This is a genomic window from Saprospira grandis str. Lewin, assembly GCF_000250635.1.
Taxonomy (GTDB): domain Bacteria; phylum Bacteroidota; class Bacteroidia; order Chitinophagales; family Saprospiraceae; genus Saprospira; species Saprospira grandis.
This window is the reverse complement of record NC_016940.1, coordinates 3,620,356-3,642,820: the sequence shown is the minus strand read 5'-3', so window position 1 is coordinate 3,642,820 and position 22,465 is coordinate 3,620,356. Positions and strand designations below refer to the sequence as shown.

The window sequence follows — 22,465 nt, the reverse complement described above, 5'->3', positions numbered from 1 at the left end:
AATCACTCAGCACACATAAAAATCTAATTAAAAAATGAGCACATTACAACTAAGGCTACACAGAATAAGAGGCATTCATGAAATGTCTATTGACATTAACCTCACTCCAGATTTATATGTTATTACAGGGGAGAATGCATCAGGAAAAAGTACTGTAATGGCATCAATAGCATCCATATTTTACAAAAGAATAGTTAAACAACTGCTATTAACAAAAGAAAAGTCATATATAAACTTTTCTATTAATAATGAAACAATCTTTAACCTATCTAAATCATCAATACATACATACCACAAACCTTACTCCTCAGTTCATGACGATATGTTACGTATTAATGGTTTTTACGAGGGCAGTGTTGCTTTTGGTAATAGATTTCGAATAAATGAGAAAATAATCTACAGTAAAGACAAATATATAGATAAAACTAATGATTTAATAGCTGCTAGTGAATTTGTCAAGAATAACCTGGGATTCATTATAAGAGACAATGCAAACTATTACAATGACTTATTTTTCCTTCCTCATCATATTGGAAAAGAAAAATATGATGTAAATCATGTAGTATATTTCTTCAAAGAAAAAAATTCGTATGGACTTGATGACTTTATAAGTCAATATAGCCTTAGTACAGGTGAAAATCTAATCATTACTTTATTACATTCTTTAGAACGCTATGTTAGACAACGAGCTAGTACGACAGATACTTACATAGTTCTTCTTGATGAAATAGAATTTGGATTACATCCCTCAGCCTTAAAAAGACTTTTATCTGTTCTAAGAAAAGAAGTTAAGAATTTAGGTATAGTCGTTTATTTCGCATCTCATTCTATTGAACTCATTCGAAATATAAAGCCCGACAACATTTATTTTCTAAATAAAAAAGAAGATAATTCAGTAGCAGTAACAAACCCTTGTTACCCAGCATATGCAACAAGAGATATATTTGAGCACAATGGATATGATTGTTTAATATTAGTTGAAGACGAATTAACAAGAATACTAATCAATAAATTATTGATGCGAAATAAAACTAAAACTAGTAAGCTAATTCACATATTACCTGTTGGAGGTTGGCAAAATGTGTTATCTCTTCATCAGGAAATTATAAAATCCAATATGCTTGGTTCTACTACTCCTATAGTAACGATTCTTGACGGGGATATCAAAAATTTATACGAAAAAGTTAGAGGAGATCATAAAAATATAAATGTTACCTTTTTACCCATTGAAAGCCTTGAGAAATACCTTCTTAAAAATCTAATCAAAGACCCTAAACAAGAACAAATAAAGAAAATTGGCGATTCATTATTTACTAGGAACAGTATTGACATTATAATTAGTGATTATAAAAACAACGAACGAAAAGACCCTAGTGGAAAGATATTACTAAAACATCTATTAAAAGAATTAAATAGTATTGGCATATCCGATGAAAAATTTCACGAATTTATTTCTGACTTAGTACTCGAAAACGTTGATACAAAAAGTTGTCTAAAAAAGATAACTGATGCACTCCAGAAAGCAAATAAGCGTTAACTCAAAAAAGGCTGGAATACAACTGTATTTTTTCATATTTATTTTCTTGTCAATACAAGAAAAGCTATACAAAGCGCTTACATACTTCCTTTGCACAAATTAACCATAAAACACATCATTCATGACTAAAAAATTTTCTAAAAAATTTCGACGTTCAACTCCCCCTATACCAATCAATATACGTGAGGATGCGCCCCTATGCTTAAGAGAAGCCATCGTTCAAATAGTCTACAGTTTAGGCTATAAGCCTTCTTTTCTCCGCAAAATCGTTTGTCAAGTTTTAAAGAGATTACCAGACGAAAACAACTGGTCAGAGCACCCAAACATTTACGCTGAAGTCAATAAATTAATGAAAGAATGTGAATGGGTCTATATTTATGATATTATTGAGTCTTTAGCCTCTGAAATCCACACCCAAGATAATATAGACGCATTTTATAATGAAGTAAATGATTATTTTGAAGATCATGGGATTGGTTGGAAATTACATGATGGACAAATTGAATTTCGTGGAGATCCTTCTTTTGAAAGTGTCATTAACGATGTCGCCGACACACTGGAAAACAAAGAATTACAGACAGCTCAGACTGAAATCAAAGAAGCAATTAAAGATTTATCAAGGCGTCCTAGCCCTGATATTACTGGTGCAATTCAGCATTCTGTAGCATGCTTAGAATGTGTTGCTCGTGAAATTACAGGAGATAAAAACTCTACACTTGGAAAGTTAATAAAAGATCATCCTAATATTTTACCCAAACCACTTGATAAAGTAGCATTGGGCATATGGGGGTACTCTTCTGAAAAAGGTAGACACCTAAAAGAAGGACAAAATCCTGACTATGCAGAAGCTCAGTTAATAGTTGAATTATCCGCAACTTTATCAAAATATTTAGCAAATAAAATTTCATTATCTGACTAAAATATCATCTTAAATAAGATGACGTCTAAGTTATCTTGTTTTCATTCACAGAATGACACTAGTGCGTCAAAAGCTATTTAACAAAAAAATGAGTAATAGAGTTAAAATATTCCAAACATCAGAAAATTCATTTCTTAAATTAGCTCAAACGCTAGGAAGACCTATTTCATCAAGAAGAAATAGTCCTATAATAGATATTATTACGCCAAAAAGAAAAGAGGATGCCCACCCTCAATCAATTTCAAAAAAAATTGGCTTAGGTAGACTTCCATATCATACTGATGGGGCTTATTTTAAAATTCCTCCTCGATATATTTTACTAAGGTGTAAAGAAGTTGGCGAGAATCAAGTTCCAACTCAAATAGTTGATGTTATGAGATTTGCAACAAAAGATGAGCTATTTGAACTAGGTTTCCGAACATGGAAAGTTTCAAGTAGAGGTGGCACTTTTTACTCACCTATTCTCAATAAAAACATTTTAAGGTATGATTTAAACATAATGCAACCTTACAGCAAGCTTGACGACAATACAAGCATTATAAAAAACATAATTAAAAGAACTTCTCCCATTGAAATAACTTGGGAAGCTGGAAAAACTATTTTGCTTGATAATTGGGCATGTTTACATGCAAGACCAGAAGTTAGTGAAAATTCAATAAATAGAATATTACAAAGAATAATGATATTATGAGTGAATTCAAATCAGTTTGGGACTATGATGCCTTATGGGAAAAAGCAAAAATTTACGCCCAAAAATCGTTAATAGAAGATAGGGAAGGTATTATGTTTCCATTTTGGTCAACTTTGACCCTAGAGTTTTTAGGAAGAGCTACCTTAGCTAAGGTTCATCCTGTTCTTCTTGCAGATCCAAGAGATGGCTCAAATATCTTATATGTTTTTGGGTATCTAAACTCCAATTCATCACCAAAATCAATTCCTGCAAAATCTGTTTTTGATCGATGCCAAAAAATTGTCTCTAATTTTACTAAGAAAGAGTTTGTCAATTGTTTAGCATTGATTGATCGAAGAAATGAAGAATTGCATAGTGGTAAAGGTGCTTTTGAAAATTATCCAACAAGAATCTGGTTATCCAATTATTATCACGTATGTAAAATATTACTAGAGTTCCAAGAAAAAGAATTAGAAGATTTATTTGGGAGAGATGAAGCTGATGCTGCAAATAAAATGATTATCGAATCAGACAAGTCTCTTATAACAGAAGTGAACAGCCGCATTGCACACCAAAGAAAAGAATTCTTTTCTTTGAGTGCAGAAGACCAAACTCAAAATATTGAGCATGCGCAGAAAGTAATTCAGTCTACTTATGCCCCTTACAGTAAAATAGTAGAATGTATATCTTGTAAAAGTGACTCGCTGATTAAAGGAGAACCTATTTCAGTAACAGATGCTAAATTATTTGAAGATGAAATTATCCAAAAAATAAATATACTCCCAACAAATTTTACTTGTTTTGCTTGTGGCTTAAAGTTAACAAACCATAATGAACTACAAGTCGCTGAATACGGTGGTCAGTACAGTGTAACAGATTACCATGATCCTGCAGAATATCACGGAATAGATCTTTCCTCAGAAGATTTTGACCTAGACATGTTATTCGACTATGGAAATGACTAAAATGTCCTACCCTACCCCCCAGGCCGAAAAATCACTCAGATTTTTCGGCCTTTTGCTATTTGAAAGCCGCTAATTGAAAGGGCAAGTTCTCTCCTCCCCCACAAATCCTCTCCCTTCAAAATAAATTCATTATCTTTTGGCCCAAACTCCGCTCCTTTTTTTTGGAGGGGACAGGCGGCGAAGCCGCCGCAAAGGAGCGCAGCGACGCGGCTGAGGGATGGACAGCAGTGGCCGAAGGCCAGAGCAAGCAAAAAACTTGTTTTTTTGCGCAGGGCCGAGCGAACAGCGAGCTGCGACACAGCCCGACCCGACCGATAATTCATGAGGGTTTTAACCCTCATTTTGTATAGCTTCGCAAAGCGATGCCGCTTTGCGCTGGGTTTCAACCCGGCGGAAGGGGCAGCCCCAAAAAATTAGAATTAGAAAAAAGATCAATGCAAAAAAAATTATTCCTACTCGATGCGATGGCCCTAATTTATCGGGCGCATTTTGCTTTTATCAAAAACCCATTGATTAACTCTAAAGGTTTGAATGTATCGGCCATGAATGGCTTTACTTCTACCCTTTGGGAATTATTGCGCAAAGAAAAACCTACGCATATTGCCGTGGCTTTTGATTTGCCCGGCGGGACCTTTCGACATGAAATGTATGAACCCTATAAAGCGAATCGGGAGGAGCAACCGGAGGATATTCGCTTGGCGATTCCCTATGTTAAACAAATTATTGAGGCCTTTAATATTCCGGTGGTGGCCGTGCCCAATTATGAGGCCGATGATGTGATTGGGACCTTGGCCAAACAGGCCGCCCGAGAAGGCTTTTCGGTTTATATGATGACGCCCGATAAGGACTATGCGCAATTGGTGGAAGATCAGATCTTTTTGTATAAACCCGCTCGTTTTGGCAATAAGTTTTCTGTTTTGGGCAAGGCGGAAGTCTTGGAAAAATGGAAAATTGAACGGGTAGAACAGGTGATTGATGTTTTGGGCTTGCAAGGCGATGCGGTGGATAATATTCCGGGTATTCCGGGTATTGGTCCCAAAACGGCCCAAAAATTATTGGCCAAATATGGTAGCATCGAAAATTTGTTGGAGCATACGCATGAGCTCAAAGGCAAGCAAAAAGAACGAGTAGAGGAAAATAAAAAACAGGCGCTTTTGTCTAAGGAATTGGCGACCATTAAGTTGGATGTGCCCGTGCAATTTGATGCGGAAAAATATGCTCTGGAAGAATTTAATCGCGAAGCCCTATCCGAAATTTTTAAGGAGCTGGAATTTAGAAGTCTGAGCAAACGGATTTTGGGCCAAGAAGCTGCGGCCAAAGCCCCTCAACAGGTCGATCTTTTTGGGCAGCCCATCGAAGAAGCACCCAAGAAAAAACTCAAGGCCGCCAATGAATTATTGGTCGATCATACGCATAGCAATACCCAGCATGAATATATTTTGCTGGATACGGCCGAAAAAAGAGCGGCCCTGATTGCCGAGATCAAAAAAGCAGGCATTTTTTGCTTCGATAGTGAGACGACGGGCCTAGAATTGGGCTCCGAAATTGTGGGCCTTTCTTTTGCCCTGCAGGCCCATAAGGCCTATTATTTGGCCCTGCCCGAAGATCAGGCGGCTACAAAAACACTGCTCGAAGAGTTTCGCCCCATCTTTGAAGATCCCGAAATTGCCAAGGTGGGCCAAAACCTAAAATTTGACCTGCTCATGCTCCGCTTTTACGATATAAAAGTGGCGGGCAAACTTTGGGATAGCATGCTGATGCACTATTTGTTGGAGCCCGATAAAAAACATAGTCTGGATTATTTATCGGAAACTTACCTCAATTATTCGCCCATTCCCATCGAAAACCTCTTGGGCAAAGGCCGCAAGAAAAAACGCAGTATGCGGGATGTGCCTTTAGAAAAGGTCATTGAATATGCCGCCGAAGATGCCGATATTAGCTGGCAACTTTATGAAAAATTGCGCCCCCAATTGTCTAAAGAATTATTGGCCCTCTATAATGAAATGGAAGCGCCTTTGATTTATGTTTTGGTGGATATGGAATTTGAAGGGGTGGCTTTGGATAGCGACTTTTTGAACAATTATGCCGAAGAGCTCAAGCAAGAAAGCGATGTTTTGGTCAAAAAGATTTTAGAAAAGGCCGAGGCTCCCTTGCTCAATTTGGACTCGCCTAAACAGTTGGGCGAATTGCTTTTTGATAAATTGGAAATCCCCTACCGCTGGAGAAAAACCAAAACCGGCCAATATTCGACCAATGAAGAAAAATTGAGCGAATTGGCCCCTAAATATGAAATTATTGCCTGGATTTTAGAGTATCGCCAATTGGCCAAATTGCGTTCGACTTATGTGGAGGCCCTGCCCCGCTTGGTCAATAAATTTACGGGCCGTTTGCATAGCTCATTCAATCAAGCCCTGACCACAACGGGCCGTTTGAGTTCTAATAATCCGAATTTGCAAAACATTCCAATTCGTACGCCCAGAGGCCGAGAAATTCGCAAGGCATTTGTCGCTAGAGACGAAAATCATTGCTTGTTGGCGGCGGATTACTCGCAGATTGAGTTGCGCCTAATTGCCGAAATTAGCGGCGATGAGGCCATGTTGGCCGCATTTAAGGCGGGCCAAGATATTCACTCGGCCACGGCGGCCCGCATTTATGAGGTGGATATTGAAGAAGTGACCAAAGAACAGCGCTACAATGCCAAAACGGTCAACTTTAGTATCATTTATGGCGCTGGGGCTTTTAATCTTTCGCAAAATTTGGACATCAAGCGCAAGGAAGCCGCCGAGCTGATTGAGCAATACTTTAAGCAGTATCCTGGCCTCAAAAAATATATGGAGCAAACGGTAGAAACAGCCAAGGAAAAAGGTTATGTGGAAACCTTGTTGGGCCGCCGCCGCTATCTGCGCGATATCAAATCAAAAAATGCGGTGGTACGCGGACATGCCGAGCGAAATGCCATCAATAGCCCCATTCAGGGCACCGCTGCCGATATGATTAAACTGGCCATGATTAAGGTGCAAAATCGCCTCAAAGCCGAAGGCTTGCAGAGCAAAATGATCCTTCAGGTGCATGATGAACTCCTTTTTGATGTGCCCAAATCAGAATTGGCCAAACTTCGCCAATTGGTGGAGGAAGAAATGAAAACCGCTTTGCCCAATTTGCAGGTGCCCATTTTGGTCGGCATCGATGAAGGCGATAATTGGTTGGAAGCGCATTAGGGAGCTGTTTTTTTGGGGCCTCCCGCCTGCGGCGGGCGCTACGTTCCGCAGCTCGCTGTTCGCTCGGCCCTGCGCGGGCTGCGCCCGCTGGGTCTGGCCTTCGGCCACTGCTGCACATCGCTAGGCCGTTTGGCCTTCGGCCATAGCTGCACATCGGTTACTCCCTTTGGTCGTCGAACTGCGGCCTGAAGGCCTTGTTGTGGCCGTTTGGCCTTCGGCCATAGCTGTAGGTTGAAACCTACAGCCAATTAACGAATGCATTTTATGTTCCATGGAGGGTTAAAACCCTCCATAAATAAACATCTTATAGCCCTTGTTTGCTATTTATTACAACTCATTATGGGCCGATGGTTTTAACCGTCGGCTCATTTTTATTGCACTTAGTATGGCCGCTTTTGTTGCTGTGGGTTTCAACCCACAGGTATATATATCCATCCTAAAGGCTTAATTTTTCTTTAGCCTTTTGGTTGTTGAACAGAAGAGCCGCCAGCTTTAAAGGTGGCGGTTGTTTTTCTTTAGCCAAAATGGGCCTTAATATGTTGGGCTACTTCTTTGGCATGAGAGACAATCATATAATGTGTAGCATCTTCTACCCAATAAGTTGGTTGGGCTCGACTAGGGGGAAAAACATGGTCCTTTTTGCCATGAATATGCAAAACTTGGCCAGCGGGGCTGCTATTGGACCAATGAACGGCGGCATCGCGGGCCCAGCGCAGCATTTTGGGGGTCCAAGTTCGCAACATTTTTTTGTAGAGCTCATAGCCGCTCTTATCAGAAATAAATCCCGCCCAATAACTAATTCTGGGCACCATCTCCCAACTAAAAATGGCGGGAACCAACCAATACAGCGGTAAAATTTTGCCCAAAGAAAAAATAAAGGGCGCTTCATCATTAGTTTTAATGGTAGAGACCAAAATCAACTGGCTATCTGGAAAATGATGCTGTAAGCGAGTCGCTAATAATCCTCCTAAAGAAAGGCCCATAAAATTGGGTTGCTCTCCCGCTTTTAATTCGCTTTGCAATTCAGGCAGCAAATGGGCCAGATAATCATCGCAGCCCTTACCCGGACGGCAATATTCTTCTTTATAATCTAAAAAGCGAACATCTTCAAAGGGGAGCAAAGGCAAAAGCTGCTCAAAAATCCGATGATCGGTTCCTAAGCCAGGCAAACAATAAAGCGGCTGTTGATATATAGAGGATTTAGGCATTATCTTGATTTAGTGCAGATTTATAAGTGGCCAAACAACGCTGCCGAGCAAATTTATGCTCTACAATGGGCTGAGGATAGCGGCGGCTGCCATATTCTTTCACCCATTTTTTGACATATTTCAGCTCGGCATCAAACTTTTTGAGTTGGCTTTCGGGACTAAAAATGCGGAAATAGGGGGCGGCATCGGTGCCAGAGCCTGCGGCCCATTGCCAACCGCCATTATTGCTGGCCAAATCAAAATCGAGTAGTTTTTCGGCAAAGTAGGCTTCACCCCAGCGCCAATCAATCAATAAATGTTTGCACAAAAAGCTGGCCACCAGCATCCGTACTCGGTTGTGCATATAGCCTGTAGCATTGAGCTCTCGCATTCCGGCATCGACCAAGGGATAGCCAGTTTTTCCTTGGCACCAGGCCTCAAACTCCTCCTCATTATTGCGCCATTCGATTTGGTCGTATTGGGGGCGGAAGCTCTGCCCGACCACTTTGGGAAAATTGGCTAAAATTTGCGCATAGAAATCTCGCCAGATCAATTCATTGAGGTAAGTAGCATTGAGTTTTCGGGCTTTTCGGGCCTTTTCACGGATCGAGATGGTCCCAAAACGGAAATGCAAGCCCAAACGAGAAGTCCCTTCTTCTAGAGCGGGAAAATTTCGGGTTTCCTCATATTTTTTGATGCGTTTTTGCTTGAGCAATCGGCTAGGGAAATTTAGTTGGCTGGGCGCAAAGCCCATACTTTCTAGGCTGGGGATCTCAAAATTGCCGGGGAGGCTGGCGTAATTTTGCTGATAATTTTCATTGGGATAAGATTGCAGATAAAAGGATTCGCCTGCGGCTGTTTTTTTGCTGTCCAGCTTGGCCTTCCATTGTTTGCTATAAGGGGTAAAAACGGTATAAGGACCAGAAGTTTTCTTTTCTACCTCTAGCTCTTCAAAAATGACATGGTCCTTTTTGGTTAGCAAGGGAATATTTTCTTTTTGGAGAAGTTCGGCGATGGCGGCATCTCTTTTTTTGGCGTAGGGTTCATAATCTCGGTTGGTATAAACCTTCTCAATGGACCAATCTTGCAGCAATTGGGTCCAGACCGCTTGAGGGCGGCCATAAAGGACCAATAAATCGCTGCCAAGTTCTCGCAGCTCCTTTTGCAGCCGCTGCAGCTCCTGATGAATAAAATCTACTCGCGCATCTTGACGATTGTTTAAATCCTCTAGAATATTTTGGTCGAAAATAAAGATAGACAAAACAGGGCCGCCCGCCTTGAGCGCTTGATACAAAGCCGCATTATCATTTAGGCGAAGATCTCTGCGGTGCCAAAAGATGCTATATTTCATAGTAGAGCTAAGTTATTTTTTTAAACAGATTTTGAACAGCAAAAAAGAGAAAGGGTTTAAGCCAAAAAATTCTGCGTTTAGAGGAGGGCGCGCAGCGGCCGACGGCCTAGGGGCCTGCAAGGGGGCCGCGCAGCGGCAGACCGAGCTTTTTGAGCAAAGCGAAAAAAGCGAAGGGCCGAGCAGACCTGCGAGCCCTGAAAGGGCCCGGCCGCCGCAGGCGGCAGGCCCCAAAAAATAGATCTTAGAAAAAGAACAAAAATTGCCTTTTTTTTATTAAGTTTATAAGCTAGTTAGCCTAGAATGTATAATTGCTTAAGCAAAAGCAAAAATAATATGGAACCGACAATAACGTCAGCGAGCCAAGGATTTAATCGTCCTTGCTCGCTTTTTTATAACATAGAGGCAAGAATAACTGCCGCCTCAAAACAGTTGATTATTTATGAGCAAAACACAACTATATCCTGCACGCTACACCCTGCGGACCTTGGCCTTAATTATTGATTTTATGGTTGTTGTTCTGCTGCTTTGGCTAGCGAGAAGCATAGAAAACGACTACCTTTATGGCATGTTGGGGCGCCTACAAGCCGAAAATTTGGCCAAAGAAGAATGGGATCATCTGGCTTATGTAAGGAGTACGCCTGTTAATTTATGGCGGGAAGTCATTAATGGCTTGCCCCTAAAAGTAGCCTTGGCCTTGGCTTATTGTACCATTTTTGAGCAATCGGCCATGCGGGCCACTCCCGTCAAATGGTTATTGGGATTAAGAGTAGTGGATGAAAAAAACCAGCCGCTCGATTTTTGGACTAGCCTAAAACGCAACAGCCTTAAAGTGGGCCTGCTCTTTTTTCCTTATATTCTTATTAGCTACATTTCTGATGAATTTCAGCCCTTTCTCTTCTTTTGGCTGCTCCTTAGCCTTGGCCTTTGGATAAATGGGAGCCAGGAAGCCGACAAACAAATGTTCTACGACCGCTGGCTGCATACTTATGTCAAAGTCATGCGATAAAGCTTATTTAGAATGAGTCAAAGAAAGGCAAGCCGTCCTAATTTTATTTGTTCATCTTGTCTGTAGAAGTTATATTTGTGCGAAAATTGGACAGAAAAGTCTTGAAACGAAAAATAAAACTGAACAACAGATATGAATTTTGAACTAAGCGAACAGCATTTGGCTGTAAGAGAGGCGGCTAGAGATTTTGCCCGTCAAGAATGTCTACCCGGTGTTATTGAGCGTGATAGCAATATGACTCACCCCACAGAAATCTTGAAAAAGATGGGCGAAATGGGCTTTTTGGGTATGATGGTCGACCCCAAATACGGGGGAGGCGGAATGGATTCGCTCTCTTATGCCATTGCCATGGAAGAGTTCTCTAAAATTGACAACTCTTGCTCAGTGGCTATGTCTGTTAATAACTCTTTGGTATGCTGGGGATTAGAAACCTTTGGCACAGAGGAGCAAAAGCAAAAGTATTTGCCCAAATTGGCTACTGGCGAATGGATTGGCGCTTTTTGCCTTTCTGAGCCCGAAGCGGGTTCTGATGCCACTTCTCAGCGCACTACTGCTGTAGATATGGGCGATCATTATGTATTGAACGGAACCAAAAACTGGATCACCAACGGCGGTACTTCTCAGCTCCATTTGGTAATTGCCCAAACCAATCCCGAATTGGGTCACCGTGGAATCAACTGCCTGATCGTAGAAACTTCTTGGGATGGCGTTGTTGTTGGCGCCAAAGAAGACAAGCTTGGTATCCGCTCTTCTGATACGCATACCATCATGTATAATGATGTAAAAGTACCTAAAGAAAACCGTGTGGGCGAGGATGGCTTCGGCTTTAAGTTTGCCATGAAAACGCTTTCTGGTGGACGTATTGGTATCGCTTCTCAAGCCCTCGGCATCGCCGCCGGTTCTTATGAATTGGCTGCTGCTTATGCCAAAGAAAGAGAAGCTTTTGGTAAGCCGATCATCAAACACCAAGGTATTTCTTTCAAATTGGCCGATATGGCTATGCAGGTAGAAGCGGCTCGTATGTTGGTTTATCGCTCAGCTTGGCTCAAAGACCAAGGCATGGACTACGATATGGCCAGCTCTATGGCCAAACTCGCGGCCTCAGAAGCGGCTATGAAAATCTCTGTTGAAGCCGTTCAAGTACATGGTGGCTACGGTTTCGTTAAAGAATATCATGTAGAACGCCTCATGCGCGATGCTAAAATTACACAAATCTATGAAGGGACCTCTGAGGTGCAACGCATCGTTTTGGGCCGTTTCGTAGAAAAGGGCCAACTCTATTTGCCTGATCACAAATAGATCGATTAGCCAATAACTTAAGATAAGGGACGCCAGTTTTGGGGTCCCTTTTTTTGGGGGCTGCCCCGCCCTCTGGGCGGGTCGGGCCATTGCGCAGCTCGCAAGTCTGCTCGGCCCTGCAGCCCTGCGGGCTTTGGTCTGCCGCCTGCGGCGGCCCTGCTCCAGCCCCTCAGCCTGCGGCCCTTCGGGCCTGCTAGAGGCAGAAAAGGACCAACGTACAAAAAAAGGCGCCCAATTGGGCGCCTTTTACATATTATCGAATCACCACAAAGGGCAACACCTTTCGGAAACCCTTTTCGGGGACAGAAAGGACCAACCAATAATTTCCAGCCTCAAAAACAGCGGGTAAATTATAAGTGTATCGCCCTTGGGCAAAGGGTACCTTTTCGGACCAGATTTTTTGGCCCAGTACATTTACGGCAGTCAATTCAATAGCTAAGTCTTCATTCAGCCAGCCATCAATATTGATCTGAGATCCAGTTCGACTAGGATTGGGATAAAGCGTAAACACATTCGGATTCAATGCACCTTCCTGATAGTCTATAGCGACTAAGTTAGAATAGTAGAAGCTGCCATCAAAATCTTCTTGCTTGTAGCGGTAGTATTGAATGCCGGGCTGCAATTGCTCGTCCCAAAATTCATAGGAAGTCGTTTGTTGGCTGTAGCCTTGTCCAGCTACCCAGCCTAAAGCTTCCCAATTCAAGCCATCTCGGCTCTTCTGAATTTCAAAACCCTCACAACCAATTTCGGCAAAGGTTTGCCAATGCAAACGGCCCTTTCGGCCCTCCTTCTCGGCATAAAGCGGAGATCCCTCAATAGGTAAGGTAATCACCGCACAAGCTCCTTGGTCATCAGCATAAGAACGACTGTAAGTTCCACTTCCCCCAGCGGCCGAGGCCAAAAACTGAGGACAAGATAAACTATCGTCCAAATAAGCATACTGCGCTCCAGAAGCTCGTTCACCAGAAAATTGTAAACAGTTGACCGCAGCAGGCATAAAGGCATTGGATTGGCCAGAAAGACTATCTCCTGTAAACTGAATACAGTTGATTGCCGCAGCCAGCATTGCCTGCGCATGCCCAGAACCTCCATTTACCGATGAACTCGTAAAACTACTACAAGCAAATCCACCTATTCCCGAACTGTCTACCCCAGAACCGCTGCCCCCAACAAATTGCCCATAAAGCACAAAAGGGAAGCAACATAAAAAGAGATAAATATATCGCATAAGGAATAAGTTTTTTAACGGACGCCACGGCCTCCAACATAATTTGCACGAGTACCATCATCAGCATAAGTAGTTCCATAATAACGCTCAGAAACACGCAAGTAAACAAGAGTCATATAATAACTACCTCCGCGAAGCATTCGACCAGGAGCCGAACTTGTAGATATAGCTGCCTCTGGACGAGGCCAAGAGGCCTGATTGGCATGTCCTGCATTAGGAGTAGTAGAAATTTCTCCATCACCAGGCTCTCCCTTATAGTCTTTTCCATCACTATATGAGTGTACTACCTGCTCACAAACATTACCCGACATATCCATTACGCCATAATAAGTAGCTCCCGCCTGCTGACGACTAGTACCTGGCTTGGCGGCATAACCACAACGCATAGGACCTAGAACCGTGTTATTATTATAATTACAAAGGCCAGCCCCTGGAGTTACCGCATTAGAGGCTGTTTCTGTTGCCGTTCCATCAGTAACTAAGGTATTAGCATCGGTAACTAATGCCGTTCCCCAAGCATATTCTCCAGCAACAGGAGTAACAGGACCACGGCAAATTTTTTCATACTCAAATTCAGTCATGGGACGCAAAGCCGCCCAATCCAAATAAGCCAACAAATCTGCCCAACCCAAATTAGCCATTGCTCTATGAGGGGTATTCGCCTGTATTACGGGCCAGTTACCAGTGATATTATTGCGGCTAGCTACCGTCCCTGTAATTCGACGTGTATTCCCTTGATCCGACTGCAAAGAGTTCACAAAATCGACATACTGCCCCTGAGAAATCTCATACTTCATGCAGTATACCTCTGCAAATCCTTTAGGAAAATCTGCCGCAATAGTCGCAGTTAAAGCTCTAGATGCAGCATACAACTTCCCCGCAGTGTTCCCATAAGCAATAGCCCCCTCAGATGTCACTTGATAAGGTGTTGTCGCTGCTCCCTCTCTAAAAGAAGAACCAGAACTCCCCCCATCTCCTAGGTAAAAGGCCCCCTCCGGAATATTGACCATCTCAATACCAAATACACGGAAATCAAACTGCCCCGGAACCAAGCCCACCATGCGCAAAGAAACACTTACACTACTAATGTTGCCTACGCCATCGGTTTTGCGACGAACAAAAATTCCTTTGGCCACCGAACTGCTGTCCTTGCCATCTACATAGGCCTCTAAGGGACTGCCAGTACTATGATCTCCTACAGTGGCACTCAAATCGGCATGACTCCACTGACTAGAAGCACAGTCTCGCTTCTTTACAAAAAGCCAAACGGCATCATGGTTATAAGGAGGCGTTCCATCCAAGCGCCAGCTATTCTCCCAGCTAATGCTGAAGGTCAAAGTGGAGTCATTAGTCAAGGTCACATTGCTAATCTGTAGGTTGTTGGCCCATAAACCAAAACTCAGGCTGCAAAAAAGCAGCAGAGGTAAAAGCTGTTTCATACTCAAAGTTAAGTTAAATAGTAAAAATTAGTTGTTTATTAAAAATAGGCCCCATAGCGCCTATATTTCTGTGATCAATTACACTTTAGTGTAGTGTAAGTTGACTATTCCATTGGCAAAAGTTTCTGTTTTCTCCAACTGCCAGTCCATAGCCGGATAAGTAGCCGGAAATAAAGGAATCCCCTCCCCCAACAAACGAGGAATAATAGAAATGATCATTTCATCAATAGCGCCTAAACGCAAAAACTCTCGAATCAAGGCGCCGCCCCCCACTAACCAAATACCCTTTTTACTAAGCTGCTTCAAACTAGCTATAGTGGGAGCATCTAGGGTATTTAAATGTCGACAGTCTGGCTGAGCAGAAGAAAGTTCCTCGGCCCGACTAAATACAAAGGTTGGCTTCCCCTGATAAGGCCAGTCTATCCCAAACGAACAAATAGCCGCATAGGTGTTTTGGCCCATCAATAAAAGGTCAATGCTGTCGTAAAAGTCCGTATAGCCAAAATCTTCTCCCTTGGGGTTAGGCAGCTCCTCCAACCAGTCTAACTCCCCATTAGGGCCAGCAATATAACCATCCAATGATTGAGCAATATAAAGTTTGATTTTCATTAGGCTAATTTGTCTTTTTTTTCGCTACTGTTAAATTTTGCGAAACAAATATACAGAAGCTATTTTAATTTAGACTGAGGTATAGCTTATTAATATATGAAATCAGCTAAAACAAGAGTTATAATTTAGCAGTCTGCGTACAAAAAAGGCCCACTACAAAGCGTTGTAGTGGGCCATAATTTATTTGGCTAAGCCTTTAGCCTACTCTTCCAAGAAAGGATAACGGTAGTCTGTAGGAGAAACAAAGGTCTCTTTAATCGTACGTGGAGAAACCCAACGCAACAAGTTGAGGTAAGAACCCGCCTTGTCATTGGTTCCCGATGCACGACCGCCGCCAAAGGGCTGCTGACCAACAACGGCTCCTGTGGGCTTGTCATTTACATAGAAATTACCTGCTGTGTGGCGAAGCTTTTCAATTAATTCGTTAATCACCAAACGATCTGTAGCAAAGATAGCCCCAGTCAAAGCATAAGGAGAAGCGGTATCCAAGGCCTCAATAGTGGCATCCAATTCCTCATCTTCATAGACAAAGATAGTCATTACTGGACCAAAAAGCTCTTCTTTCATGGTCACATAATGAGGATCTTTAACCACAATTACGGTAGGCTCAATAAAGTAGCCTTCTTCCTTAGAATGATTGCCCCCAGCAATGATTTCTGCGCCCTCATCTTTTTTGGCTTGCTCAATATAAGCCGTGATTTTATCATAGGCCCGCTCATCAATTACAGCATTGACAAAGTTACTGAAATCTTCTACAGTACCCATTTTTACAGTCTTCAGATCAGCAACTAGCTTCTCTTCTACTGCAGGCCACAAGCTCTGCGGAATATACGCTCTCGATGCTGCCGAACACTTCTGTCCCTGATACTCAAAGGCACCACGCAAAAGGGCCGTAGCCACCTGATCGGCTTTGGCATCTTTATAGGCCAAAACATAATCCTTTCCGCCGGTCTCCCCAACAATACGAGGATAAGAACGATAGTTATGAATGTTCTCCCCAATGGTCTTCCACATATACTGAAAGGTCTTGGTGCTGCCCGTAAAGTGTAAGCCAGAGAGCTCCGGATGCTTAAAGCACACCTCTCCCGCTACAGGACCATCGGCAAAGACCATATTGACCACCCCAGCAGGAAGTCCCGCCTCCATAAAGAGGTCCATAATCACTTTGGCCGAGTAAATCTGTGTATCAGAAGGTTTCCAAACCACTACATTCCCCATCTGGGCAGGAGCTGCACATAAGTTGGCACAAATAGAGGTAAAGTTAAAGGGCGTGACCGCAAAGACAAAGCCCTCTAAAGGACGATGCTCCAAACGGTTCCAAATCCCCGCAGCCGAATTGGGCTGGTCGCTATATACCTGCTCCAAATAAGCCGCATTAAAACGGAAAAAGTCTACCATCTCGCAGGCTGCATCAATCTCTGCCTGAAAAACATTCTTCGATTGCGCCAACATCGTAGCCGCATTCATCCGATCCCGATAAGGACCCGCCAACAATTCTGCCGCACGAAGAAATACCGCCGCCCGCTCTTGCCAGGGCGTGTTCTCCCAGCTACTTCTTGCCGCCAAAGCCGCATCAATAGCCATATTTACCTCTTTGGCCCCTCCCTTATGGTAGTGCCCCAATGTATGTTTAAGCTCATGCGGAGGATGAATGCTCACCAAATTGCCGGTGCGCACCTCTTTTCCCCCTATAATCATAGGAATTTCTAATTCCTGCCCCTTCAATCTCGCCAGTTCGGCTTTGAGTGATGCCCGCTCCGGACTGCCCTTGCGATAGGCTTTTACCGGCTCATTCTTAGGTGTCGGAATCTTGAAAAAAGCATTGGCCATATTAGCTGTGTTTTTATATAAGAACAAAGCAAGCTCTGTTCAACATGTAAGCAATGCGGCTAAAATAGAGAATCAGCTCTGGCTTACAAAAAAAGCCCGTCTAAAAGTTTTTTTAAGCTTTTCTGTGACCTACGGCAAAGATGCCCCTCTCTATTTTGCCTTTTGGGAAAGTTACTCCAATTTATTATTTTATCTTGCAACCAATTACACCATTTACTAACCCTTTTATTCTTAATTTTAAATTCCATGATGAATATTGAAGAAATTATCAAACTAGTTACCGAACTAGCAATTACCTATAGCCCAAAGATTTTTGGAGCTGCAGTAATCGCCTTTGTAGGCTTCTGGATTATTGGTAAGGCCACCAAGATGTTGGCCAAAATGCTAGAGAAACAAAAAATCGACGACTCCCTACGCCCTTTTCTCGTCTCGCTCACCAATATGACCCTCAAGGTGCTTTTGGTCCTCAGTATCTTTAATGTACTAGGCATCCAAATGACCTCTTTTATCGCTATCCTCGGTGCAGCTGGACTTGCCGTAGGTATGGCCCTATCGGGTACCCTGCAAAACTTTGCAGGTGGGGTAATTATCCTCATCATCAAACCCTTTAAGGTCGGAGACGTTATCCAAGCCCAAGGCTTTACCGGTGTGGTCAAAGAGATCCAAATCTTTAATACGATCCTCAAAACGCCTGACAACCAGACAATTATCATCCCAAATGGCGGCCTCTCTAATGCCTCTATGACCAACTTCTCTACAGAACCTTACCGCCGCGTAGACCTTACCGTAGGCGTAGGCTATGGAGATAGCACCCAAAAAACTAGAGCCGTCCTCAACGATATTATCGCCCAAGATAAGCGCATCCTCCAAGAGCCCGCTCCCCCCTTTATCGCCCTAGCTGAACTAGCCGATAGCTCGATCAATTTCACGGTTCGCCTTTGGGTCAAATCTTCTGATTACTGGGGCGTAACCTTTGATATGAATGAAAAGATCTACAATCGCTTTAATGAAGAGGGCCTCAATATCCCTTACCCTCAAATGGATGTGCATATCCACAAAAATGATTAAGGCCATACAACTTTCCTAACTACACTAACTATCTGGTCCGAGACTGCTGTCTTGGACCTTTTTTTTTGGGGCCTGCCGCCTGCGGCGGCCGGGCCCTTGCAGGGCTCGCAGGTCTGCTCGGCCCTGCGGGCTTCGCCCTTGGTCTGCCGCTGCGCGGCCCCCTTGCAGGCCCCTAGGCCAAGTCGCTTCGCTCCTTTGCGGCGGCTTCGCCGCCTGCTAGCTGTGGCTGCAGGTTGAAACCAGCAGCCATACAACAACCCCATTCTACATCTATAGTGCGGAGAGGATTAAAATCCTCTACCGCTTTGAACAAGGGTTATTTTTTTCTTGGAGCTATTTTTTTCCATTTTCCAGCAAACAAGGGCTTTAGCCCGCCAGTTTGCATAGCCCAGCAACCATGGGCTTCAGCCCATGGGCCCAAAACTGCCCAACCGCTGAAGAATAAAGCACGGACTGAAAAATGTTTATTTCTGGAGGGTTTCAACCCTCCATTGAACACAAAAATGCATTCGTTAATTGGCTGTAGGTTTCAACCTACAGGCCCGTAGGGCCGCAGGCCTAGCGATGTGCAGGGGTGGCCGAAGGCCAGACCCAGCGGGCGAAGCCTGCGCAGGGCCGAGCGAGCAGCGAGCTGCCGAACGTAGCGCCCGCCGAAGGCGGGAGGCCCCAGAAAATCATAAAATTCGTCAAATATAGAGGGCTTTTAGTTCTCCTTTTCTTTATTTAAAGCATTTAATATCAGAGATCTAAAAAGAAATATTGTAAATAAAACCATTGGCGCAAAACTAGTTGCCAAAACGTTAATCCAAAACCTTCTCAAATAAATAAAATCGCCCAATATTGGCACATAAGGCGATTTATTCACAGTAGATACGTACATTAAAACTTCATCTCCTGGCTGAAGTGGTGGACAATCCTCTCCTAAATCATTCTTTGTATAAATAAATGGATCATTATCTATCGAAAAACTTAGTTGCAAACTGTCTAACTCCTTTAAAACCACAACTCCATATACTTCCTCACCTAAGTAATAAGAATAAATTGGAGAAAAAGATGGCTTCATGAATAATGACACAAATAAAATAAAGGCAAAAACCAATATAGTCATTAAGAGCAACTTTAACCAAATTGAAAAAATTTGCATAGGTTTTTTTTTGAGTACTTGTAAGACAAGAGTATGATATTAAGCCTGTTATAGCTCCTCCCTCCTAAGAAAAAGCTAAAGTACTAAATTCCCCCAGCTAGAAGGAGCGAAGCGACTGGCCACAACAAGGCTGAAAGCCGCAGTTCGACGACCAAAGGGAGTAACCGCCCGCCGAAGGCGGGAGGCCCCATATTAGATTAAGAAGTTAGAGTATATCGATTTAGGATTATTTAACCACTCTAAAAACAGTGTTCCATCTGCTGTAGCCAGTGGAAATCCTTCTAGCGACTGATATAATATCTCATCCCAATGTGCTATAAATGAACTTGTGGATATTTTCAAGATAGGCTTACCGTATCTCAATTGTAAAAATACCTCCTCATGTTCAGACAAAAGCGATTTTTTCAAACGAGCAGTAATATCGTCTACATCTAGTATATCCCATTCAAGGTTGTAGGCTGTCTCAAAAGTATCCCAAGCGATATTTCCTAGATAAGAGGTAGCCTGATAATTTTTAATTTGAGCTAAGTGGAAATATTCAATTATTCCCTTTCCTCTAGCCTCCTCCACTAAGCTAAAATCAGTAGCAAAGGGCGCTAATAATGGATGTTCTAGATCTTTCATATTTAATTTAATTTCCTAATCGTTTTGCCTAGCTGCTCCGTACTAAATCAAACTTTGCCCTTAATTTAAGCAAGAAGTTTTCGTCTTTTGATGTAATCTCCCAGAAAGATGAATCGACCAACTCAATACAATATTGACATGATTTTTTCATTTCAGAATCACTTTCGTATCTCTTCAATTTATTTCTGTCCATATCGGCTATCAGCAAAATCTCTATAATTTGTGTGCATGCTTCTCCTAATTCAATAAGGTTTTGCGATGAAGTGAACTGCCCATTTTTAGATTCATTAACCTTCTTTTCAAAATCCAGCATAGGGAAATCTTCATCTTTTGCCATGGCTTCCAGCCACAAAATAGACCATTTATACTTCTCAGGAGTATCTATATTAGACAATATATCTAATAACTCAATTTCTAAAACAGTTGAGTTCAAGCTTGTAATTTTGATTGTGTTTTGCATTAGGTTATCGTTTTAGTAGGTCAGATTGAGGATTTTAGCCCCCCAACTACTCCAAATCAAGCTCAACAAAAGTACGTTCTTTTTCAGAAAACCCTATTCGCCTCAAATACCTCCAGTCTTTGGCGCTAAAATCTTGTTGAGTTAGGCCAAAATAAGTTTCCAATGCCTTTATTTCTAACATAATAGGCTGATCTCTTTCCAAAACTTTAAAGAAAACAATTCCCTGATTTTTCTTAAATCCTGCTACTTTCAAAAAGAGATCTCGTTTTTTGTCATAGGCTACATAATGAGGAGCTGCAGCGTCTTGCAATTGAATGCGAAACAACAAAAAAGAGGGAAATTTAGGGCCCCTCAAGCACTGCATATTAGCAGCATCTAATGCCGCAATGCCATCTGCATAAGAGGCATAAGCAGTAGAGCCCAAGCAAAGTAATTTGGCCTTAAAGTACGTATTAGACAAACTATCCTGAGCCAATAAAGCGGCTGGCCACAAAAAGAAAAAGTAAATCACAAATCTCCACATAACTAATATACTTTTATTTCTTTTTCCATCTCCTCCGCACAATTTACCCTCCGGCTCTGCCTTCTTGGAAAATGCCCCGAAAAATCTCTACGAATCGCTTTCTCGCCCCAAAATAAACGCCGCCCTCGAACTCGCCTTCTAAAGGCTAAATATTCTCGCTGATCAAAACCTGCTATTCGATAAAATTGCCGCCGCCGCTCTTCATACACCAAATAAAAAACACAGGAATTATAACTATCCGCCGCTTGCTTCGAATTAATTTTAATCAAATAAAAGCCCTTTAATTTCTTCGCCTTATAAATCTCCGCAGGCTGCTGCTGCAACAACGCTAAAAGACTATCTTTTGGAAGCTGACGATATGCAGAAACCGTTAATAATTTAGCTTGCATCAATAAACTATCTCCCCCCTGCCCTTTTGCCCAAAAAGGCAAAACGAAAAAAGTAAGTAGTGCTAAAACTCGCATTAAAGCCTGCTGTGAAAATCTCCAGCTAAATACAACCATTTTAATGCCTTGCAATCTTCTATATTTTTTGTTTCTAAATCTTCTATTTTAAATACTCCACGACGATCCGAGTAATATAAAATCCTACTCAATTCACAAGCATTCTCCTGACTATCGTGGTAATGATATTGTTTTTGCATAATAAGGTATATGAGCTCCCCAGTATCTCCTAATTCATAAGTAGTGAGCAGCTTTGAGCTCAGGAAACCAGCCCTCATATTTAAGTAAGCTTGGCCTGAAGTTACATAAAACATATTCTGCTCAGGATTGACTAAAGAGGCCAAATCAACCTTATGCAACTCATTAAATGTTGAGTTGTAAAATAAGGCAGAAAGCGTGTCATTTCGACTAGCAGTCATTAAAAGTCCAGACTTAATATTGCTTAACTTTAAATCCGACAACTGTTCCGAAAAAGTTTTAGTGCTTAAATCTTGAGCATTAAGGGTTATGGCTAAAAATAACAGCCCAATAACAGTTCTAAACATTCATCTATTTTATAGTATTCTGAATTTCCCAGAGCGCCCCCTTTTCCCCCTAGATGATAAACGCTCCCCCTTTGGCGCCTGCTTATCCTCAAAAAATAATGCGACAAGACTCCTTCTCAAAAAGAGCCTAGATATATTTTTTTGGGGCCTGCCGCCTGCGGCGGCCGGGCCCTTGCAGGGCTCGCAGGTTTGCTCGGCCCTGCGGGCTTCGCCCTTGGTCTGCCGCTGCGCGGCCCCCTTTCAGGCCCCTAGGCCAATTTGGCCTTCGGCCACCCCTAGGGCCAAGGCCCTAGGCTATTGAAAAAATTGTCATCCCCTCATTCGAGGGGATTTTTCTTTGCGGTTGTGGTTGGACGGTTGTTGTTTTTCTTGAAGCTAATTTTTCCATTTTTATAGCAAA

The 22,465-nt window shown here is 42.5% G+C and carries 21 protein-coding genes; 8 read left to right on the top strand and 13 right to left on the bottom strand.

What is annotated here, in order from left to right:
• Positions 1-34 precede the first annotated feature (34 nt).
• The 5 genes from SGRA_RS16125 (at position 35) to polA (ending at position 7,309) form a co-directional block, all read left to right on the top strand.
• Positions 35-1,537, top strand: coding sequence for an AAA family ATPase (locus SGRA_RS16125; protein WP_015693854.1), 1,503 nt, complete (start codon positions 35-37; stop codon positions 1,535-1,537).
• A 121-nt stretch (positions 1,538-1,658) separates the two neighbouring features.
• The gene (locus SGRA_RS16120) at positions 1,659-2,456 is read left to right on the top strand and encodes an AbiJ-NTD4 domain-containing protein (RefSeq protein WP_015693853.1); all 798 of its coding nucleotides are present in this window, start codon (positions 1,659-1,661) and stop codon (positions 2,454-2,456) included.
• Positions 2,457-2,544: 88 nt separating this feature from the next.
• Positions 2,545-3,147, top strand: a complete 603-nt coding sequence (locus SGRA_RS16115) for a Fe(II)-2OG oxygenase family protein (protein ID WP_015693852.1) — start codon at positions 2,545-2,547, stop codon at positions 3,145-3,147.
• Positions 3,144-4,091, top strand: coding sequence for a hypothetical protein (locus SGRA_RS16110; protein WP_015693851.1), 948 nt, complete (start codon positions 3,144-3,146; stop codon positions 4,089-4,091). Before SGRA_RS16115 ends, SGRA_RS16110 begins: the two co-directional genes overlap by 4 nt.
• 434 nt (positions 4,092-4,525) lie before the next feature.
• Positions 4,526-7,309, top strand: coding sequence for a DNA polymerase I (gene polA / locus SGRA_RS16100; RefSeq protein WP_015693849.1), 2,784 nt, complete (start codon positions 4,526-4,528; stop codon positions 7,307-7,309).
• Between the two features lie 515 nt (positions 7,310-7,824).
• Here polA and SGRA_RS16095 read toward each other — a convergent pair.
• The gene (locus SGRA_RS16095; protein WP_015693848.1) at positions 7,825-8,517 is read right to left on the bottom strand and encodes an alpha/beta fold hydrolase; all 693 of its coding nucleotides are present in this window, start codon (positions 8,515-8,517) and stop codon (positions 7,825-7,827) included.
• The gene (locus SGRA_RS16090; RefSeq protein WP_015693847.1) at positions 8,510-9,847 is read right to left on the bottom strand and encodes a cryptochrome/photolyase family protein; all 1,338 of its coding nucleotides are present in this window, start codon (positions 9,845-9,847) and stop codon (positions 8,510-8,512) included. The genes SGRA_RS16095 and SGRA_RS16090 overlap by 8 nt, the downstream gene beginning before the upstream one ends.
• 439 nt (positions 9,848-10,286) lie before the next feature.
• Between SGRA_RS16090 and SGRA_RS16080 the strand changes: the two genes are divergently transcribed.
• Both SGRA_RS16080 and SGRA_RS16075 read left to right on the top strand, forming a co-directional pair.
• Entirely contained in the window at positions 10,287-10,853 is a 567-nt protein-coding gene (locus tag SGRA_RS16080) for an RDD family protein (protein ID WP_015693845.1), read from the top strand.
• A gap of 132 nt (positions 10,854-10,985) precedes the next feature.
• A complete protein-coding gene (locus SGRA_RS16075; RefSeq protein WP_015693844.1) occupies positions 10,986-12,152 on the top strand; it encodes an acyl-CoA dehydrogenase family protein in 1,167 nt (388 codons plus the stop codon).
• Between the two features lie 253 nt (positions 12,153-12,405).
• Here the strand turns inward: SGRA_RS16075 and SGRA_RS16070 are convergent, their stop codons facing one another.
• From SGRA_RS16070 to pruA, 4 genes are all read right to left on the bottom strand, one after another.
• On the bottom strand, positions 12,406-13,380 hold the full coding sequence (locus SGRA_RS16070; protein ID WP_015693843.1) for a T9SS type A sorting domain-containing protein: 975 nt from the start codon (positions 13,378-13,380) through the stop codon (positions 12,406-12,408).
• 14 nt (positions 13,381-13,394) lie between these two features.
• On the bottom strand, positions 13,395-14,819 hold the full coding sequence (locus SGRA_RS16065; RefSeq protein WP_015693842.1) for a formylglycine-generating enzyme family protein: 1,425 nt from the start codon (positions 14,817-14,819) through the stop codon (positions 13,395-13,397).
• A 78-nt stretch (positions 14,820-14,897) separates the two neighbouring features.
• Positions 14,898-15,428 (bottom strand): dihydrofolate reductase family protein, encoded by a 531-nt coding sequence (locus tag SGRA_RS16060; RefSeq protein ID WP_015693841.1) that lies wholly within the window; start codon positions 15,426-15,428, stop codon positions 14,898-14,900.
• 201 nt (positions 15,429-15,629) lie between these two features.
• Positions 15,630-17,258 carry an L-glutamate gamma-semialdehyde dehydrogenase gene (gene pruA / locus SGRA_RS16055; RefSeq protein ID WP_015693840.1) on the bottom strand — a complete coding sequence of 543 codons (1,629 nt, stop codon included), beginning with the start codon at positions 17,256-17,258 and terminating at the stop codon, positions 15,630-15,632.
• Between the two features lie 246 nt (positions 17,259-17,504).
• On the opposite strand from pruA, the gene SGRA_RS16045 reads away from it, so the two are divergent.
• Positions 17,505-18,326, top strand: coding sequence for a mechanosensitive ion channel family protein (locus tag SGRA_RS16045; protein ID WP_041329737.1), 822 nt, complete (start codon positions 17,505-17,507; stop codon positions 18,324-18,326).
• A gap of 172 nt (positions 18,327-18,498) precedes the next feature.
• On the opposite strand, the gene SGRA_RS23855 is transcribed toward SGRA_RS16045, so the two are convergent.
• The 7 genes from SGRA_RS23855 to SGRA_RS16010 form a co-directional block, all read right to left on the bottom strand.
• Positions 18,499-18,639 (bottom strand): hypothetical protein, encoded by a 141-nt coding sequence (locus SGRA_RS23855; RefSeq protein ID WP_015693837.1) that lies wholly within the window; start codon positions 18,637-18,639, stop codon positions 18,499-18,501.
• Between the two features lie 390 nt (positions 18,640-19,029).
• Positions 19,030-19,470: a hypothetical protein gene (locus SGRA_RS16035; protein WP_015693836.1), complete on the bottom strand. Its 441-nt coding sequence runs from the start codon at positions 19,468-19,470 to the stop codon at positions 19,030-19,032.
• 192 nt (positions 19,471-19,662) lie between these two features.
• Positions 19,663-20,094, bottom strand: coding sequence for a hypothetical protein (locus SGRA_RS16030; protein WP_015693835.1), 432 nt, complete (start codon positions 20,092-20,094; stop codon positions 19,663-19,665).
• A 28-nt stretch (positions 20,095-20,122) separates the two neighbouring features.
• Positions 20,123-20,554 (bottom strand): hypothetical protein, encoded by a 432-nt coding sequence (locus tag SGRA_RS16025; protein ID WP_015693834.1) that lies wholly within the window; start codon positions 20,552-20,554, stop codon positions 20,123-20,125.
• Between the two features lie 46 nt (positions 20,555-20,600).
• A complete protein-coding gene (locus SGRA_RS16020) occupies positions 20,601-21,077 on the bottom strand; it encodes a hypothetical protein (RefSeq protein ID WP_015693833.1) in 477 nt (158 codons plus the stop codon).
• A gap of 2 nt (positions 21,078-21,079) precedes the next feature.
• On the bottom strand, positions 21,080-21,595 hold the full coding sequence (locus tag SGRA_RS16015) for a hypothetical protein (RefSeq protein WP_148268373.1): 516 nt from the start codon (positions 21,593-21,595) through the stop codon (positions 21,080-21,082).
• On the bottom strand, positions 21,541-22,065 hold the full coding sequence (locus SGRA_RS16010; protein WP_148268372.1) for a hypothetical protein: 525 nt from the start codon (positions 22,063-22,065) through the stop codon (positions 21,541-21,543). The genes SGRA_RS16015 and SGRA_RS16010 overlap by 55 nt, the downstream gene beginning before the upstream one ends.
• Positions 22,066-22,465: the final 400 nt, after the last annotated feature.